The 16,722-nt window shown below is 59.1% G+C and carries 13 protein-coding genes and 2 pseudogenes; 5 read left to right on the top strand and 10 right to left on the bottom strand.

The features are described 5' to 3' along the window. Window positions 1–85: 85 nt before the first annotated feature. The 4 genes from PR018_RS19640 to PR018_RS19655 all read right to left on the bottom strand — a co-directional run bounded on the left by PR018_RS19640 (window position 86) and on the right by PR018_RS19655 (window position 5,330). Window positions 86–886 (bottom strand): inositol monophosphatase family protein, encoded by an 801-nt coding sequence (locus tag PR018_RS19640; protein ID WP_142831720.1) that lies wholly within the window; start codon window positions 884–886, stop codon window positions 86–88. Between the two features lie 49 nt (window positions 887–935). Beyond that, entirely contained in the window at window positions 936–2,000 is a 1,065-nt protein-coding gene (locus tag PR018_RS19645) for an ABC transporter ATP-binding protein (RefSeq protein WP_142831719.1), read from the bottom strand. Beyond that, a complete protein-coding gene (locus PR018_RS19650) occupies window positions 1,997–4,231 on the bottom strand; it encodes an ABC transporter permease (protein WP_142831718.1) in 2,235 nt (744 codons plus the stop codon). Before PR018_RS19650 ends, PR018_RS19645 begins: the two co-directional genes overlap by 4 nt. A 70-nt stretch (window positions 4,232–4,301) precedes the next feature. After that, window positions 4,302–5,330 (bottom strand): ABC transporter substrate-binding protein, encoded by a 1,029-nt coding sequence (locus tag PR018_RS19655; RefSeq protein ID WP_142831717.1) that lies wholly within the window; start codon window positions 5,328–5,330, stop codon window positions 4,302–4,304. Between the two features lie 186 nt (window positions 5,331–5,516). Between PR018_RS19655 and PR018_RS19660 the strand changes: the two genes are divergently transcribed. Beyond that, window positions 5,517–6,524 (top strand): LacI family DNA-binding transcriptional regulator, encoded by a 1,008-nt coding sequence (locus PR018_RS19660; RefSeq protein WP_142831744.1) that lies wholly within the window; start codon window positions 5,517–5,519, stop codon window positions 6,522–6,524. A 686-nt stretch (window positions 6,525–7,210) separates the two neighbouring features. On the opposite strand, the gene PR018_RS19665 is transcribed toward PR018_RS19660, so the two are convergent. The 5 genes from PR018_RS19665 to PR018_RS19685 are packed head-to-tail and all read right to left on the bottom strand — an operon-like array spanning window position 7,211 to window position 12,967. Next, window positions 7,211–8,053 (bottom strand): fumarylacetoacetate hydrolase family protein, encoded by an 843-nt coding sequence (locus PR018_RS19665; protein ID WP_142831716.1) that lies wholly within the window; start codon window positions 8,051–8,053, stop codon window positions 7,211–7,213. A 30-nt stretch (window positions 8,054–8,083) separates the two neighbouring features. Beyond that, window positions 8,084–9,394, bottom strand: coding sequence for an MFS transporter (locus tag PR018_RS19670; RefSeq protein ID WP_142831715.1), 1,311 nt, complete (start codon window positions 9,392–9,394; stop codon window positions 8,084–8,086). 54 nt (window positions 9,395–9,448) lie between these two features. Continuing rightward, entirely contained in the window at window positions 9,449–11,011 is a 1,563-nt protein-coding gene (mhpA, locus tag PR018_RS19675) for a bifunctional 3-(3-hydroxy-phenyl)propionate/3-hydroxycinnamic acid hydroxylase MhpA (RefSeq protein ID WP_142831714.1), read from the bottom strand. 46 nt (window positions 11,012–11,057) lie between these two features. Beyond that, window positions 11,058–11,948 (bottom strand): VOC family protein, encoded by an 891-nt coding sequence (locus tag PR018_RS19680; RefSeq protein ID WP_142831713.1) that lies wholly within the window; start codon window positions 11,946–11,948, stop codon window positions 11,058–11,060. Next, window positions 11,945–12,967: an amidohydrolase family protein gene (locus tag PR018_RS19685; RefSeq protein ID WP_142831712.1), complete on the bottom strand. Its 1,023-nt coding sequence runs from the start codon at window positions 12,965–12,967 to the stop codon at window positions 11,945–11,947. The genes PR018_RS19680 and PR018_RS19685 overlap by 4 nt, the downstream gene beginning before the upstream one ends. A 166-nt stretch (window positions 12,968–13,133) precedes the next feature. On the opposite strand from PR018_RS19685, the gene PR018_RS19690 reads away from it, so the two are divergent. The 3 genes and pseudogenes from PR018_RS19690 to PR018_RS19700 form a co-directional block, all read left to right on the top strand. Further along, window positions 13,134–13,844, top strand: coding sequence for a GntR family transcriptional regulator (locus PR018_RS19690; protein WP_142831711.1), 711 nt, complete (start codon window positions 13,134–13,136; stop codon window positions 13,842–13,844). 107 nt (window positions 13,845–13,951) lie between these two features. Continuing rightward, a pseudogene (locus tag PR018_RS28495) lies at window positions 13,952–14,459 on the top strand (GntR family transcriptional regulator); the annotation flags it as partial. A 22-nt stretch (window positions 14,460–14,481) separates the two neighbouring features. After that, window positions 14,482–14,792: pseudogene (locus PR018_RS19700) on the top strand (hypothetical protein); the annotation flags it as partial. 149 nt (window positions 14,793–14,941) lie between these two features. Here PR018_RS19700 and PR018_RS19705 read toward each other — a convergent pair. Beyond that, the gene (locus PR018_RS19705) at window positions 14,942–15,670 is read right to left on the bottom strand and encodes a GntR family transcriptional regulator (protein ID WP_142831710.1); all 729 of its coding nucleotides are present in this window, start codon (window positions 15,668–15,670) and stop codon (window positions 14,942–14,944) included. Window positions 15,671–15,943: 273 nt separating this feature from the next. Here PR018_RS19705 and PR018_RS19710 point away from each other — a divergent pair, with 273 nt between their 5' ends. Further along, window positions 15,944–16,711, top strand: coding sequence for a LamB/YcsF family protein (locus PR018_RS19710; RefSeq protein ID WP_142831709.1), 768 nt, complete (start codon window positions 15,944–15,946; stop codon window positions 16,709–16,711). The last annotated feature ends 11 nt before the right edge of the window (window positions 16,712–16,722 follow it).

The raw sequence follows: 16,722 nt of genomic DNA on the forward strand, positions 1-16,722 counted from the left end.
CAGTTCGCTTCTGACTTGTGGAGGTCGCGATTGCAAGATCATCGGTATCTCCTGTACATCATGTTCCAATCAACCTAGTCCTGATTTACAAGCCAGCAATCTTTTTGAGATCATCAATCGCGCCCGGGGCTGCGGCAAGGACCTGGGAGCCCCTGGTCAGACGCTCGCCTTCTGTCGGAAAGGGGTGGTACCAGCCGCCGGCTTCCTTCACGAGGCAATAGCCCGCCAGGCAATCCCAGGCGTGCATGTAGGGCTCATAGTAACCGACGAGGCGACCTGCCGCGACGTAGGCGAGCATCAGCGCGCCGGAGCCGTTGCGGATGAAATTACCCCCCGCTTCGAGGATGCCTTCGACAATCTTGCCCACGGAGGCGGGGGTCACGTGGCTGTTGGCACCAAACCCTGTCACCGCATTCTGTATAGTGCGGCTTGCGTCGAGCGAGAGTGACTTGCCATTTAGTGTCGCACCTCTCCCGAGGCAGCCCGCGTACACTTCGTCGAAGCAGGGAGCGTAAATTACCCCGACGACAGGGATACAGTCATGAAGAAGGGCGATGGAAACGCACCAGTTTGGCATGCCGTTGACGAACGGGCTCGTCCCATCGATAGGATCGACGACCCAGGTATAACCAGAGGTTCCAGCCTGAAGGCCGTATTCCTCTCCCAACACGCCATCCGCGCCGTATGCCTCGCCGAAACGGGAACGGATTAGCTCTTCGACCTCACGATCGGCGATCGATACGACGTCCTGAAGGTCGCGCTTCGTTTCGATCACAAGCGTTTCGCGACGGTTGAAATAGTCGAACGCGAGCTTTCCAGCTTCAAGGGCAACGGTCTGGGCTAGAGTGAAGCGCCCTTCAAGGCCGGAGACGGTTTGGGAGGTCATTGCGATTTTCCTTGTGGGATACTGCACGGAATTGAAACGGCGGCATGCTTCATGCGCCGATGATGGCGATGCCCCGCTCCCGAAAGCCGATTGTCACCTCGGTCGAAGACGGAAGAGGCTTTTCGACCGCACTGTCGATAACGAACAGCGTCGACGACCGCGTCTTGACCTCATATTCGACGTGATCTCCCAGATATGCTGCATGTATGATGTGGCCGCTGAAGCTGCCGGGCGAGGCACCCGGCGAAAGCGTTATGGCGTTCGGCCTAACGGCGAGCTGGGCTGGGCCCTTTGCGGCCTTCAAGGTTGGCATCCGGTGCTGCAGACCCTCGACGTTGATCACCGCGTGGCCAGGCTCGATTGCGATCACATCACAGGGAACGACATTCGCCTCCCCCATGAAGTCGGCAATGAAGGCCGAGGCAGGTGTTTCGTAGAGATCGCGCGGTGCGCCTTGCTGGGCGATCTCGCCATCCTTCATGACGATAATCTGATCAGACACGGCCAGCGCCTCATCCTGGTCGTGGGTAACATAGACGGCCGTAAAGCCTAGACGTTGCTGCAACTCGCGAATTTCCGTCCGCACCCGTCTGCGCAGTCGCGCATCGAGATTGGAGAGCGGCTCGTCGAGGAGCAGAACCTGTGGCTCCAGAACGAGAGCGCGGGCGACAGCGACACGCTGCTGCTGGCCGCCGGAGAGTTCGGCTGGCAGCCGCTTGCCCATGCCGCCAAGCCCGACCAACTTCAAGCCCTCTTCGGCCCGCTCACGCGCTTCCTTCCTCTTCAACCCGGAAGACTCCAGACCATAGGCGACATTGTCGAGCGAAGTCATATGGGGAAACAGGGCGTAGCTCTGGAAAACCATGGAGACATCGCGCTCGTTGGCGGGCAGCATCGTCACATCCTTGCCGGCAATCAGGATGCGGCCAGAGGACGGATGCTCGAGACCCGCGAGCATCCGCAATGTCGTCGTCTTGCCGCAGCCAGAGGGGCCGAGGAGCGTCACCAGCGTCCCAGGCGCAATGGTCAACGACAGATCCGGAATGGCGGTGAAGGCGCCAAAGATCTTCCTGACACTCTGGAAAACCACGGAACCGGGTTTGATCATGCTCATGTTGGATTCTCCTGACCGATCGGCGTGGGTGCGATTACGACGGGGGCGGCGATCGCAACGCGGTTCTCGCGTCGCAGACGGCGTTCACCGACGATGAACTGGAAGCCTGTGATGACGGCGATCATCACGACGATCAGCGCCGAGGAGTAGGCGATGGCGACGCCGTATTCGCCATTTTCGACCAAGCCGACAATGAAAGCGGTGGACATGTTGTACTGGGCGCTGACGAGAAAGATCACAGCGCTGATCGATGTGATGGCGCGCACGAAGGAATAGACGAGTGCCGCCGTGATGGCAGGGCGAAGGAGGGGAAGGATAACCTTTCGGATCGTCCGGAAGCTGGTGGCGCCCAGCGTCAGGGATGCCTCATCGAGGCTCTTGTCGAGCTGGCTCATGGCGGCAACGCCGCCTCGGACGCCGACCGGCATGTTGCGGAAGACGAAGCAGGCAACAAGGATCAGCGCGGTGCCTGTCATTTCCAGTGGCGGCAGATTGAATGCCATGATGTAGCTGATGCCGATGACGGTGCCCGGAATAGCGAAGCTCATCATCAGTGCGAACTCGAAGATGTTCCGGCCGACGAACCGCTGGCGAACAATGATATAGGCGGTCAGCAGGCCGACAGCGGCCGTCAAGGGTGCGGAGATCAGAGCGATTTCCATCGTCGTCCAGAATGAGTTCCAGGCAACCCCGGACCATTCCAGCCCCCCGTCGTTGCGCAAGCCGATGGAGAACGCTTTGATGTAGTGTTCGATGGTCAGGCTGCTATCTAGCCCCCATGTTTTCACGAAGCCACCGAACAGGATCATACCGTAAACGACGAGCGTGAATGCAATCCACGGAATAACCATGGCGTGGACGGCGATCGACAGGCCTTTCGGCAGGGCAATGTGCGCACCCGAATCACCCTTGCCGGTCACGGTGGCAAAGCTCTTGCCGGAAAGCCAGAAGCGCTGCGTGATGAAGGCTGTCATCGTGAACACCAGAAGGATCATCGCAAGCACGGCTGCTCTTGACGGATCGTTCTGCGAGCCGACCACAGCGAAGAAGATTTCCGTGGACAGCACGCCGTGGCTCCCGCCTAGCACCATTGGATTGCCGAAATCCGCCATGCTTTCGATGAATCCGATCAGGAATGCATTTGCCAGACCCGGCGTCATCAGCGGCAGCGACACCCGCCAGAATGTCCGCCAGCGATTGGCGCGCAATGTTTGCGAGGCCTCTTCCATCGAAGGACTTACACCTTCGACGACACCAATCAGCACCAGAAACGAAATCGGGGTAAAGGATAGCACCTGAGCAATCCAGATCCCTGTCAGGCCATAGAGCCAACGGCTGGGTTCCGCTCCGGTCAAGCTGCCCACCCATTCAGTGACGACACCGGAGCGTCCGAACAGCAGAATCAGCGCCAGACCGATGACGAAGGGCGGCGTGATGATCGGTAGGATGGTCAGCAGCCGCAGACCCTTTTTGAAAGGAAATCGGGTGCGGGTGGCAACAAGGGCAAAACAGAGCCCAAGCAGGGTTGCTCCCGTCGCAGTCAGGATCGCGAGGCAAAGCGTCCGCCATGCGACGCCGCAACTGTCGCCGCCGACAATGCAACTCAGGCTCCAGACCGAAGGATCCTGGATATTGGAGATGAAGCCCGTCGCGTCGAATGAGCCGTCGATAGACTGGAAGGCCCCGACGAACATGCTGCCGACCGGGTAGAATACAAAGATGGCCACAAGGAAGATCAACATGGTGATCGAGCCTATGACAAACGCATCGCCCTTCATCACACCGCGTTTCGCAAGGCCGAACGAAAAAAGCAGGACAAACACGATTGCTGTGACAATGGCGCCGGCGCCCATCGAGGGCTGCCCGTCCGACATAGGTCCAAACAGAGTTTCGCTGACGGACCAGCTCCAGCCGGAGAAGTTGATCGCAAGGCCTTGGAATATCAGATAGGCGACGCCGATTGCACCCGCCCAGGCAAGGACGAGCCCTTGACGCTCAGGCGCGCCGATGAAGCGCGATGCGCCCGCCACCAGAAGCGGAACAGCCGCAACCAGCAGCCACCAACGCCCAAATATTTCGAGAGCCGCAGGGGCTATTGCCAGATCATTCGGATAGCTGGAGAGCCAACCAAAACTGTAGAAGCCGCCCTCGATCCGGTACCAGGGCAACACGATCATGGCCAAAAGTCCGACAATGAAGGCGACATCCTGCCTGCGACTGGCTTGTGTCATGTCTATTTATCTCCGCTCAAGTTTTGTGAAGGCTGCCAAAGATCAGTTCGGCAGCCAACGGCACTGGGGCTCAGTTAGCCTTGGCGCCGATCTCCTTGTTCCAGCGGGAGAGCAAGGCCTTGCGGACAGTCGGATCGCCATATTTGGCGAAGTCGTAATCAATAAGCTTGATGTCGTCGAACTTCGGCGCTTCCTTCGGCACCTCGGCAAACTTGTTGGACGGAAGCTGATAGGACTTGCCGTCCTTCATGTGCGATTGCGCTTCTGCCGACAGAGCCCAGTCATACCATTTCTCGGCATTTTCCAGGTTCCTCGCGCCCTTTACGATCGACATCGAGCCGATTTCGTAACCCGTGCCCTCGCAGGGCGCGACTGTCTTGATTGGGAAGCCCTCGACCGTCTGGGCTACAGCATCGTGCATGAATACGATTCCGATCGTCGCTTCACCGCGCGCGGCGGACTTGACGGGCGCAGAGCCGGATTTCGTGTACTGGGAAATGTTTGCGTTCAGCTTGGTGAGATACTCGAAGGCCTTATCCTCACCCATGATTTGCACGAGCGTGGCAAGGCTGTTGTACGATGTCCCCGACGAGTTTGGATTGGCGATCTGGATTTCACCCTTGTAGGAGGGGTCGAGAAGATCAGCCCAACATTTCGGTTCCTTAAAGCCTTTCTTCTTCAAGAGCTCCGTATTGTAGCCCCAGCCAAGTGCGCCGGCGTAGACGCCGACCGTACGGAACTTGGAGGTTTCGGCCTGCTTTTTGGCCCAATCCTGAAGTTGATCGAACAATGGTGATTTGTATTCCTGCGTCAAACCTTCGGCGGCGGCCTGAAGATGCGGATCGCCTGTCCCCGCCCACCAGATGTCGGTCTTCGGATTGCGGGCTTCGGCGCGGATTTTCGCGTAGGTCTCGCCTGCGGAGAGGCGAACCATGTTCACCTTGATGTCCGACTGCTTCTCGAACAGGCTCTTCATAACGTCGCAAACCTCGGGGTCTGCCGAGCAGATCATGTTGAGGTCGCCTGCCGCATGGGCCGAATAGGCGCAAAGGGACACACCCGTGGCAAGCAATGCCGCGGCCAATTTGATGGATCGCATAGTTTCCTCCGTTAATACGACGCCTCCACGCCGTTCGCTGTTTGCAAGCGTGTGCAAATGCTGCCTGCGAATACTAAGCCTGTCAACATGTTTGTCATAAAAATAACATTAAAGTCGACAGCATGCTTCTTGCACGGCTTTGCAAAAAGGTGCATGAATCTGTGCAAAACACAGGGAGCTAGGTGCGTGTCTCAAAAACTCTTCGTCAGTGCGGACGAGGTCGCCAAGCGGGCAGGGGTGTCGCGCTCGGCCGTGTCGAGGGCGTTTACACCTGGCGCGTCCGTGTCGGCATCGACGCGTCAAAAGGTGGTCCAGGCTGCCGAAGAACTTGGCTATCATGTCAATCATCTTGCCCGTGGCCTGATGCGCAACGAAAGTGGGATTGTTTGCCTCATCGTTTCTGATGTCGCCACACCCTATCGGTCGGCGCTTTTGCGGGAGCTGACGCAGCAGCTCCAGTTGGCAGGCAAGGTCGCCATGCTTGTCAATACGGATCGATCGGACGGCAGCGTTGATCGCGCCCTGCAACAGGCCATCCGATATCGAGCCGATGCATCGATCATCATGTCCGGTCTACCCGACAAGTCGATCGCCCAGCTCTGTTTGCGCAGCGGCCAAAGGCTTGTGCTGATCAATCGCGACGACGACCAGCCGGGCCCCTTGCGGATCAATCTAGATGATACCGAAGCGGCGCAAAGGGTCGTAACCGCATTCGTGCGGGCCGGATGCCGACGGCTTGCATTTGCCAATTCCGACGCGGGCACGCCAAGTCTGATGGCGCGTGAGACGGGTTTCGTTGCCGCAGCGAAGGCGCAGGGACTGGATGTCACCGTCGAGCGTTACGGTCTCACCGGATATGAATCCGGGAAGGTGCTGGCACAACGACTGCTTACCAAAAGCGAGCGCCCTGACGCCGTGTTTTGCGCGACTGACCTGTTGGCGTGCGGGTTTATGGATGCTGCCCGTCATCAGTTTTCGATTTCGGTTCCTGAGAGCCTCAGCATTGTTGGCTTCGACGATATCGAACAAGCGTCATGGTCTTCCTACGAGCTGACCACCTTCGCGCAGCCAGTGATGGCAATTGCAAGCGAGGCCGTCCAATGGCTGTCGGCGGAGCCGTCAGGCGACCCCGATCAGACATCAAAACGACTGCATGCCGAATTCGTGTGGAGAGGATCCGTCCGAGCGGGGTAGTCGTTCAGTCGCCCCTCAAGACTGGGCGTGCAAAATGTCGATCGCGGTCAACTATCTGTCTAAACGAGAGAAATTGGGATATATGACGTTTGTGACAATGGCGCTTGCTTTATCGAGGCAGGTTGGAAACCATAGTCGGCTAACAGAAAGCCGATCGGGAAAGCCTTCCGGTTTTGCCTGTTTGGGTTTCTCAGAAGAGGGCTAGAATGGCATTTCCTTTCGGTCTCATTGCTCTTGTGACACTCATCAACACCAAGTACCGCTGAGCCGTCCTGGGTTGCGGTTCTAATGAGAGGCTTGCGCAAGCGGATGAAGCGTTCGCACGAGCCCACGGGTTTGGAAACGCACGTCACGGCTCGGCTGGCCGGGCACCACCTTACTATCATATCCAGGGACCGTCTGAGCACGCGCCCAAGCTAGCAACTGCTCAACAAGGGCACATGCATTTGATACGGCAACCGGCGCGCGCGTTTGTGGTTATACCCAGGAGAAATTGGGAGAGCGTGCAACAATTATTTCATGCTAGATTGCAATCACAAATTTACCACTCGGCTCTGTGGCAGAAGCAGCAGGTCAACTGTTCTCATCCCATCAAGGCACCGAATAGTTTGAACGGAGTACGGTGTGGAAAGTTCACACTATACTCCGAGCTTCAATTCATGCCTTAAAACAGACCGAGCGCAGAATCACTCATCGACAACGGCATTCTTCAGGACGGCCAAGCCCTCTATATCCACCTCGATCACATCTCCGGCCTTCATCCAGAGCGGCGGATTTCTCTTCGCTCCGACGCCCCCAGGGGTGCCGCTGACAATCACGTCGCCAGGCTCGAGGCGGGTAAACGTAGAGATATATTCGATCTGCTTCGGGATATCGAAAATCATCTGGTCGAACTTGGCTTCCTGCACGACCTGACCATTCAAGCGTGTCTGAATGCGAAGGTCGCCGAGCGGGCCCAGTTCATCCGGCGTCATCATCCAGGGACCGAAGGCACCGGTATCCGGGAAGTTCTTGCCTGGCGTGAACTGGATGGTATGGCGCTGAAAGTCGCGCACACTGCCGTCGTTGTAGCAGGCATAGCCCGCAACATGCGACATCGCCTCCTCGCGAGTGATATATCGCCCGGCCTTGCCGATGATAACAGCCAGTTCGCCTTCGAAGTCGAGTTCGGCCGAAACTTTCGGACGGACGATCGGCGCGAGATGGCCCGTCTGGCTGTTGGCATAGCGAGCAAAAATCGTCGGGTGCTCGACTTCGCTGCGGCCGGTTTCCTTGCGGTGCATTTCGTAGTTCAATCCAACGCAGAGGATCTTGTCCGGGTTCGGCACCACCGGCAGCCACATCACTTCGGACAGTGGATAGGATTTTGCGCCTTCGAGCGCGGCGCTGATTCCGTCCAGTCCAGCCGATATCGCTGCCTTGAGATCGGGGTAGCGGGACGCCAAGGCCGCTCCGACGTCGAAGGCCCGGTCGTCTTGGACAACGCCCCAGCTCGTCTGGCCGTCGTGACTGAATGTTGAGAGTTTCATCTTGTGGTCTCCTTGGAGGCGGGCGCTGCCCTATGCTTGACGAAGACCCAGCCCCTTCAGGCCGGGGATGCTTGAAAACCGACTGAGCGTCCGCTCGGGGAAGATAAGTGCAAACGCGGCGATCGCGCCAATAAGAAGGATGCCGGCGGTGAACAGCATAGCATTGGCATAACCGCCGGGCCCGTCGGAGCCGGATGCCTGCACGATGCTGCCGGTTACTGCGTTCGAAACGAGCGCGGAAGCAGCGTTGCCCGAATAGATGACGATGATGAGCTTGCCGCGTTGGGCCGCAGGGGCGATGGCACCGAGCGTGACCGGGCCGTAGATCGTCGTCAGGCTCGGCGCCGCGAAGGCGATGGCAATCAGGACGAGCTGAAGGGGACCTGAGGCATATACGCCGAGCACCAAGGCGGCGCCGCTGACGAGCAGAGCCCATCCCGAAGCGCTTCCAAGCGTGGTGCGTCTGCTCCAGCCGGCGTTCAGCATCCGCTGGGCGAGCCACGATCCTGCGAGGAGTAGGGGCGACTGAAAGATATAGACACCAGAGATGATCCACCCCGTTTCACTGTGGGAATATCCAAGACCCTGTTGCAGGTAGGGCGGCAGCCAGGTCGCCGACATGCCGACGATCCAGTAGGACATCGTCGACATGATGATGACGCCGATGACAGTCGGATCGAGCCACAGCTTCGTTGCCGGAATGCGGGGCGATGTATCGACCACGCCATGATCCACGGTCTTGACGGCATAGGGACCTTCTCCGCCGATGAAGAGCCAGGCAGCGAGCCAGACCAGACCCAAGACGCCGCAGAACAGAAAGCCGCTGCGCCAGCCATAGGAGACAATCACATAGGTCAGCAGCGGGCTGCCAACCAGCAAGCCCACACTGATGCCCTGGAGGATGATTGCGCTCGGAACGCTCCGCTTCTCGGTCGAGAACCAGTCGTAGCAGGCGTGGATCGCCGTTGGCAGGCCCGGTCCTTCACCGAAACCGAGCAGGATCCGGCAGCCGATAAGAACGGTGATCGACGTGCTGAAGAAGATCGGAATTTGCGTCGCGGACCAGATGAGAGCCAGGATAGCCAAGATCCACCTGACCGGAACACGGCCGGTGACGAACAGGCCGACGAGAATGCCGGAGATGGAAAACAGCAGAAAGAAGCTGCTGCCGATCAGGCCGAACTGCTGTGGCGACAGCGACAGTTCCTTCATCATCGGAACGGCGGACAGGCCGAAGACAAGCTTGTCGAAGAAGTTCAGCGTCTGAAACAGAAAGAGCATGATCAAGACTGTGTATGGACGCCATTTTCCGGCGTGACTTGCGCTCGTTGAATTGGTCATGTTTTCCTCCCCATGACGTGCCTCGATTACCCCGCATCGCGTGACGCCACGCCGTCAGGCGAGCGCTTCCTCCAGCTCTGCGTAAAGTGCGTGAATTTCGTCTGCCGATTTCGCGGTCCCGAAGACGTAATGGTCGGGTCGCACCAGAACGGCACTGCATTTGTGGCTATCGAACCAGGCTGCCATGACCCCGTCCTTCTCGACGAGCCCCTTGTCTGTCGATGAAGCGCCGCCGTTACGCCGGCCGACCTGCGCCACGGAGATCTCGCGCCGTTCGAGCGTGTTTGGATCGATGTCGCCGGCGCGGCCATCCACAATCAGGCGCCAGCCGGCACCGGTCAGCTTGTCGAGAAGGACGGGTTCTTCCTCACCGTAGATCCAGGGCTGGGGCGCGAGCGTTCCGTTTGCCGGATTGGCTCGTTTAGCAAAAAAACCATCGCGAAGCGGCGGCACGATTTCCTGACGGGTGACAGTTCGGGCCGTACCCCCGCCTTCGGCGAGGATCCGCTCGTCGCGCGCGGCCGCAGCGGCCGGATCGCGCTCACAGATGACGTGGCCTATCGCCTTGATGCGCGTCGTCAGTTCCGTGACATGCGCCTTCCGCTCGACCTGATAGCTGTCGAGCAGCTCGAGGTTCGTCCGACCTTTCAGGACATGGTCAAGTTTCCAGATGAGGTTCGAGACATCCCGAAGTCCCTGGCACATACCCTGGCCGATGAATGGCGGCTGCTGATGGGCGGCATCTCCGGCGAGGAACACACGACCGAGTTCCCAATTGGCCGCCACCAGCGCATGGAACCGATAGCTCGCCGACCGCCAGAGTGTCGCATCTTCCGGCTTCAGCCAGCGAGACAAAAGCTTCCAGACATTCGCGGGCTTTTCCATCTCCCTGGCGTCCTCGCCGGGCAGCAGCATGATCTCCCAGCGCCGATGAGTGCCGGGGCCAACGATAAAGGACGTCGGCCGGGCCGGATCGCAGAACTGCGCTGCGGTCTTCGGCAGCTTTTCCAGAGAAGTCTCGTTGACGATGACGTCGACGACCAACCAGGGTTCGTCGAAGACAAGGTCTTCCAGCGTGAGCCCCAGCGCCTGTCGGACGCCGCTCGTCGCGCCGTCACAGGCAATCACATAGGAGGCCGTGACGGTTCGAGCGGTGCCGTCCTTCTCCTTCAGATGCAGCGTCGCCTGCGCCTCCGTCTGCGCAAGACTGATCAGCTCCGTGCCTAGTTCCACGGTCACGCAAGGATAGGTTTGCGCATGGGCCCGCAGAATGGCTTCGACGGGCGGCTGGGAAAACACCATGGTCGGGATGTAGCCGAGGGGATATGGCTCGGGCACCATGTCGATCCGGCGGATCAGCTGCCCCTTTGCGCCGAAATGCTCGGATGCGGGGAACGCCGCGATATGGGGCTTGATCGCATCCGCAATGCCGAGATTGTCCAGGTGGCGAAGAATTTCGTGGTCGATGGCTATGGCGCGGGGCTTGTCGTAGACGTCCTCCTGCCTGTCGATCGCGAGTGTGCGAATGCCCCGGCTGCCAAGCAGCGAGGCCGCAACGGCGCCGGACGGGCCAAAGCCTACGACCACGACGTCGTAATGTTCTGATGTGTTCGTCATTGTTCTGAGCCGCTTCAAAGTTGCAATGGAATGCCCGTTCGGATGATCACGCCTTGAAGGGGATGGCGAGCTGAGCTGCTTTCACCACGTCACTTTTTGGTGGAGCGATACCCCAATGATCTGTGCGGCCGGGCGGCCATGTCCACTGCTCAGGGCCCTTTGGCTGATAGGTGTTATCCACCTGGAGAACATCGGATGTGTATTCGATGACGACGCCCAGCGGATCGAGGAAGTAAGCGAACACATTGTCTCCCGGACCATGCCGGCCGACACCCCAGCCGATCGGATAGCCGTTGTCGACCATGCGGCCGGAGGCGCGCATGACGGACTCCGTATCCGGCATCAGGAAAGCAATATGGTTCAGGCCATTGACGTTCGCCTCGGCAAGCACGACGGCATGGTGATCGTCGTTGCAGCGCAGGAAGGCCATCATCTTCGATCGGTCAGTGAGCTGAAAACCCAGCAATTGCTCGTAGAAGCGCGATAGGCCATCGACGTCGGCGCTGTTGATGTTGACATGCGCCAGTCGAAGCGGCCGGTTGGCAACCGCAGCGCCGGTCTTGGTCATGTCGCCGTGGACAAATTCGAGCGTGCTTCGCTGCGGCTCCCGGATGACGAAGCGCTGGCCGCCGGCGGGACCGGGGCTTTGCTCGACAGGACGCAGCAACTGGCAGCCAAGCGCCACGGCTGATGCTGACAGTCGGCCGAGATCATCGGCGCTGCCGACGCTGAAGGTGATCTTGCGCAGTTCGGACCTGTCGCTGCCGATCAACTCGAGAACGTGATGATCGTCGCCGGAAGCGGCGAGGAACACCTTGCCGCCCTGCCGGGCGACGACCTCCAGTCCCCATACAGCAGTGTAGAATTCTTCCGAACGGTTCAGATCCGGGGTGCCAAGTTCGACGCTTTTTAGAGCGGTCACGGGAAACTGTGTCATGACTGTGCCTCGAGTGCCAGGAATGCTTCGGCATTGGAAAAAGTCAGTCTATCCCGGGTAAGGTCGTCGCCGAAGGCGGCCTCGATCCGGGCGAGGGGGGCTTTTTCGTGGAAGTTGAAGGGGTAGTCGGTACCGAGAATGACTCGCTCGTCGCCGAACATCGAAACGAGGTGCCGCAGTGTCGGCTCATCGTACACCAGGGCGTCGTAGTAGAGGCGTTTGGCCTGGATGGACGGTTCCTCAAGGATCGTCTCGCGCAGAGCCGGAAAGACCTTCCAGCCTTCATCGAGCCGAGGCAACAACGAGGCGAGTGTTCCTCCGCCGTGACTGAACGCCAGGCGCAGCCTTGGATGCTTGAGCATCAGGTTCGCCGTGATGACAGAGGCGGCTGCCAATCCGACGTCCGTCGGATAGGCCAGCACTTGCTGCAACTGTCCGGGACCGACCAGCCTGTCCATTCCGGTCGGTCTGACCGCGTGGACGAACACCGCAGAACCCAGCGCTTCAGCTTCGGCGAAAAAAGGCAAGAATCGCGGGTCTCCGATCGGAATGCCGTTGATGTTGCTGCCGATCTCCACGCCGGAGAAACCGAGGTCCCTCATGCAGCGGCGAAGCTCGTCGATTGCCTTGTCAACATCCTGGAGCGGAACCGAACCGAGACCGACAAACCGGCCGCCGGAGGTGCTTGCCATGGTTGCGATGGTGTCGTTCAAGTAATGGATAAGATCGTTGGCTGGGTCGATATCCATCCAGTAGTTGAACAATTCGGGCATCGGCGACAGCGCCTGCGTCTTGATGCCCATTCGATCCATGTCGTCCATGCGACGCTGTGAGTCCCAGCAGGCATCGCTGACGGTTCGATAGTTCTTGCCGTCGATCACGATCGTCCTGTGGCAGGCGTCCCGGGCCATCATGGAAGGCCAGTTCGAAGGCGGTGCCCCCTTGAGATAGGGCGCAAACTCCGAGGGTACGACATGGCAATGGACGTCGATGCCGCGGCACCCGCATAGCCTCGTCATAGCCTGCCTCTTTGCGTGGAAACCATCGCACCCTCCCAGTGAAATGTCATCGTCATCAAATGGATATTATACAATAGAGTCTCTGTAAACAATAATTTATAAATTTGCACCAAGACGACCGGCGTTATATAAATACCCACATCGGCATCGTCGGGGAAAATCGCCAATGAATACTCTTGCAGTCACGAAGCCCGCCTTGTCGGCATCGACACAGGCCAGCTCCGTCTACGAGCGCCTGAAATCGGACATTCTCACCACAGTGCTGGAGCCTGGTCGCAAACTGCAGCTGCGGTTTTTGATGGACCACTATGGCGCGGGCCAAACGCCGCTAAGGGAGGCGCTGAACCGTCTGGCGTCGGAGGAACTAGTTGAAGGAAGAGATCAGCGCGGCTTCTTCGTTCAGCCTGTCAGCAGGGCGGAGCTCGTGGAGTTGACCAAGACGAGGTGCTGGGTGGAGGGGCTCGCCCTGCGCGAGTCGATGGCGAACCGCACACCGCAATGGGAAGAAGACCTTGTCGTTGCCCATCATCGGCTCGACCGAACTCCGCGCTCACTTAGAGAAGATAAATTCGAAGACAATCCGGAGTGGGAACGGGCACATCGTCGCTACCACCAAGTCCTGATTGCCAATTGTGGCTCGAGACCGCTGATTGCATTCGCCGAGCAACTTGCAGACCGCCTGTACCGATACCGCCAGATGTCGATCAGGAAGGTGTTCCGGACCCGTCACGTGACCGATGAGCACGAGGCGATCCTGAAGGAAGTGCTGAAGGGCAATGTGAATACGGCGTCGGAACTTCTGGAGAAGCATTACAAACGGACGGCTGAAGCTATTGTTGGTGATCTTGAGCAGTTTGGTTCTGAGCAAGGTTATTAAAGCCTCGAAAGGGCAAATATAGAGGAGATTGGGCACAGACAATCGGAAGGGTTCAACCGGAGGCCGCCGTCAAAACCGCATTACTTTACCCTGACGGAAGTTCGATACTGCAAGAGGAACGCTTGGTTGATGTTTATCCCCAGTATGCCACGGTGGTAGCCAAAATCGACCTTGATCATGCCAGGCAGGCGCAGTTCTTGCGGCTCTCAATCGAGCTTGAAGCCGTGAGACGCTTGACGGCAGATGCGTCGGCCGAAACGGCAAAGGATCTGCGAGAGGTGCTGGTACGGCAGGCTGCGGTTGCGACACAGGAAACCGACGACGTATTCGACAGCATCGACCGTGAGTTCCACAGAATACTTTATGAGAAAACCGGCATCCTTGAGCTTTGGGCTAGTGTCAGACGTCAAAGTGTCCATCTGGACAGGCTCCGACGACTTCACTTACCTATGCCTGGGAAGATGCAAACCGTGCTTACCGAACACGAAGCAATCGTGGACGCCATCGTTTCAGGACGACCTGCACATGCTGAGATGGCTTTGCGAAAGCACCTGTGCGCTACGCTTTCCATAATCGATGTGATCTCCTCAGTTCCCCACCTATATAAGGATTTAAGACTTCGACGCTCGGTCAAGCCAGCGCCGAGCTGCGTAAGCGCGCCGGTCTCAACACCATCAATCTGGCCGCCTCCTATCATGCCGGCCCGTTCCTCCAGCCCCGCAGCTCGCACCAGAAGGTCTATTTTCCCGAGGACGGAATGGTCTACTGCCGCCAGAAGGAAACAGGGCGGGCAAAGAGATCAGGCCGGTGATGGCACAGAACGCCAGCGAGCGCGGGCGACAGGCCGGCCGCGCTTGTGGAGGCGCGCGACGCGGGCGGCATGAAGGTCTCCTACTGGCCCGGTTGTCTGCACGCGCCCATCTCGGGATGCCGCATCCAGCCCATGTCGGCCAGCTCAGGAGACCGGCTCTACCAACGCGCCGCAACCATCTGTCCGCACAATAGTCCATGCAAAGGACCGGGAGAGATTGGCCTTCATCGAGACCGGCTTGCGGGCTGGATAGCAGGGACTCTTCCAAGGCCTGTGTCCACTGGCCTCAGGGTTTACCGGACAGGCGACCATAGGCGCCCATGATGAAGCGCTCCGCCTGGTTAAGATATATTTCCATGGCGGCGGCAGCCTGTGTGGGTTTTTCCTCCTCAAATTCGGTCAGGATCTTGAGGTTCTGATCAACGAAGGGAGCATGCAGGAACTCGGGGTCGCGCAACAGCCCGAATACCAGGCGCAGTTCCAGCGATACTTCGCGGAAGAATGCCGAAAGGCGGGGGCTATCGGCCAGGTCGACCACCGCAGCGTGAAAGGCGATATCCGCGCTGCCAACGCCCAACCAGTCGCCCTCCGAGCGGCAGCGGCGGGCGGCCTCGACGGCGACACGCATTTTTCGGGCACTGGGATGGCTTGGGTGCGCCTGGGCAAGTGCGGGACACTCGATGATGCGGCGGACCCGGTAGATGTCGATGATCGTGGACATGCTAGGTGTCGTCACGAACACGCCGCGATTGGCTTCGTGCCGCAGCAGGCCCTCTTTCGTCAATATGCGGAAAACCTCGCGTAGCGTGTTGCGCGATACCTGCATCTCCTCGCTCAGCGCCAGTTCGGACAGATGGCTACCCGGCGTCAGGCGTCCTGAGATTACCTGCTCGCGCATGCGGCCCGCGACCGCCTCTGCCAAGGTCTGGCTGGCCGGCTGGCTGGATATCGGCCCCAACGTTTGCTCGTTTGGCAATCCGGATGTCCCGTCTGCTGCTTGGCTGATCACCTTCATCTCGTCTCGTCTATCTGTCGCGCATCCCATGCGGCGTTGCCATTTCTCAGCAGTTGAGTTCTCGTGCCGGAACGCATGTGTCAGTCGCTGCCTGTCTTCACTGCTTAGGCTCTTTCACGCGAAAACATCAATGGAAAAGACACGCCGATGCGCTGCACAACAAATGGGCAATATGCTATCTGTAGGGCAATGCATCGATATTGTTCAACACTCTGGACAGAATTGTCCTCACTTGATAGCCTCCTGTCAGTTTTCAATGGAAATGTTTGTCGGATGTGGGCAATCGATCTCAACAGCGACCTCGGTGAAAGCTTCGGCCCGTGGAAAATGGGCGAAGATGATGCCCTGATCGAAGTCGTGACGAGCACGAACGTGGCTTGTGGCTTTCATGCCGGCGATCCGGCCGGCATTCTAAGGACGCTGCGCTCTGCCGCCGCGCGCGGCGTGGCGATCGGTGCCCATGTCGGCTACCGCGATCTTGTCGGCTTTGGCCGCCGCAATATGGACCCGACGAGCGAAGAGCTGATCGGAGACGTCATCTATCAGATCGGTGCGCTGAAGGGTCTTGCCCAAGCTGCCGGAACGCGCGTCAGCTATGTCAAACCCCACGGCGCCCTTTACAATACCATCGCCACCGACACCCGGCAGGCCGCCGACGTGATTGCCGCGATCCGCGCGGTCGATCCGGAACTGGTGTTGATGGCGTTGGCAGGCGCGCCCCTGGTGGCGCAGGCGCAAGCCGCCGGGCTGCGGGTGGTGGAGGAAGCTTTTGCCGACCGTGCCTACACCTGCGATGGCCATCTCGTTTCGCGCCGGCAAGCGGGCGCCGTTCTACATGATGCCGAAGAGGTCGCCAAACGCATGGTGCGGCTCGTTCGCGAAGGGGTCGTCGACTCGATCGACGGCAAGCCCACGCGGATCAAGGCCCAGAGTATCTGCGTGCATGGCGACAGCCCCGACGCAGTGCGGATGGCAAGGACCCTGCGTCGGCGCCTGGAAGAAGCGGGCCTGACCGTGCGCGCCTTTACGGGCGCCGCATGATCAGGGGAGGG

It is taken from the genome of Rhizobium rhododendri (genome assembly GCF_007000325.2).
Taxonomy (GTDB): Bacteria; Pseudomonadota; Alphaproteobacteria; order Rhizobiales; family Rhizobiaceae; genus Rhizobium; species Rhizobium rhododendri.

Bases quoted from the DNA above. Each gene is read 5' to 3' on its own strand.
- PR018_RS19665 (WP_142831716.1), bottom strand. From the start codon at position 8,053: ATGAAACTCTCAACATTCAGTCACGACGGCCAGACGAGCTGGGGCGTT.
- PR018_RS19655 (WP_142831717.1), bottom strand. From the start codon at position 5,330: ATGCGATCCATCAAATTGGCCGCGGCATTGCTTGCCACGGGTGTGTCC.
- PR018_RS19685 (WP_142831712.1), bottom strand. From the start codon at position 12,967: ATGACGAGGCTATGCGGGTGCCGCGGCATCGACGTCCATTGCCATGTC.
- PR018_RS19670 (WP_142831715.1), bottom strand. From the start codon at position 9,394: ATGACCAATTCAACGAGCGCAAGTCACGCCGGAAAATGGCGTCCATAC.
- PR018_RS19640 (WP_142831720.1), bottom strand. From the start codon at position 886: ATGACCTCCCAAACCGTCTCCGGCCTTGAAGGGCGCTTCACTCTAGCC.
- PR018_RS19710 (WP_142831709.1), top strand. From the start codon at position 15,944: ATGTGGGCAATCGATCTCAACAGCGACCTCGGTGAAAGCTTCGGCCCG.
- PR018_RS19690 (WP_142831711.1), top strand. From the start codon at position 13,134: ATGAATACTCTTGCAGTCACGAAGCCCGCCTTGTCGGCATCGACACAG.
- PR018_RS19705 (WP_142831710.1), bottom strand. From the start codon at position 15,670: ATGAAGGTGATCAGCCAAGCAGCAGACGGGACATCCGGATTGCCAAAC.
- PR018_RS19680 (WP_142831713.1), bottom strand. From the start codon at position 11,948: ATGACACAGTTTCCCGTGACCGCTCTAAAAAGCGTCGAACTTGGCACC.
- PR018_RS19645 (WP_142831719.1), bottom strand. From the start codon at position 2,000: ATGAGCATGATCAAACCCGGTTCCGTGGTTTTCCAGAGTGTCAGGAAG.
- PR018_RS19650 (WP_142831718.1), bottom strand. From the start codon at position 4,231: ATGACACAAGCCAGTCGCAGGCAGGATGTCGCCTTCATTGTCGGACTT.
- mhpA (WP_142831714.1), bottom strand. From the start codon at position 11,011: ATGACGAACACATCAGAACATTACGACGTCGTGGTCGTAGGCTTTGGC.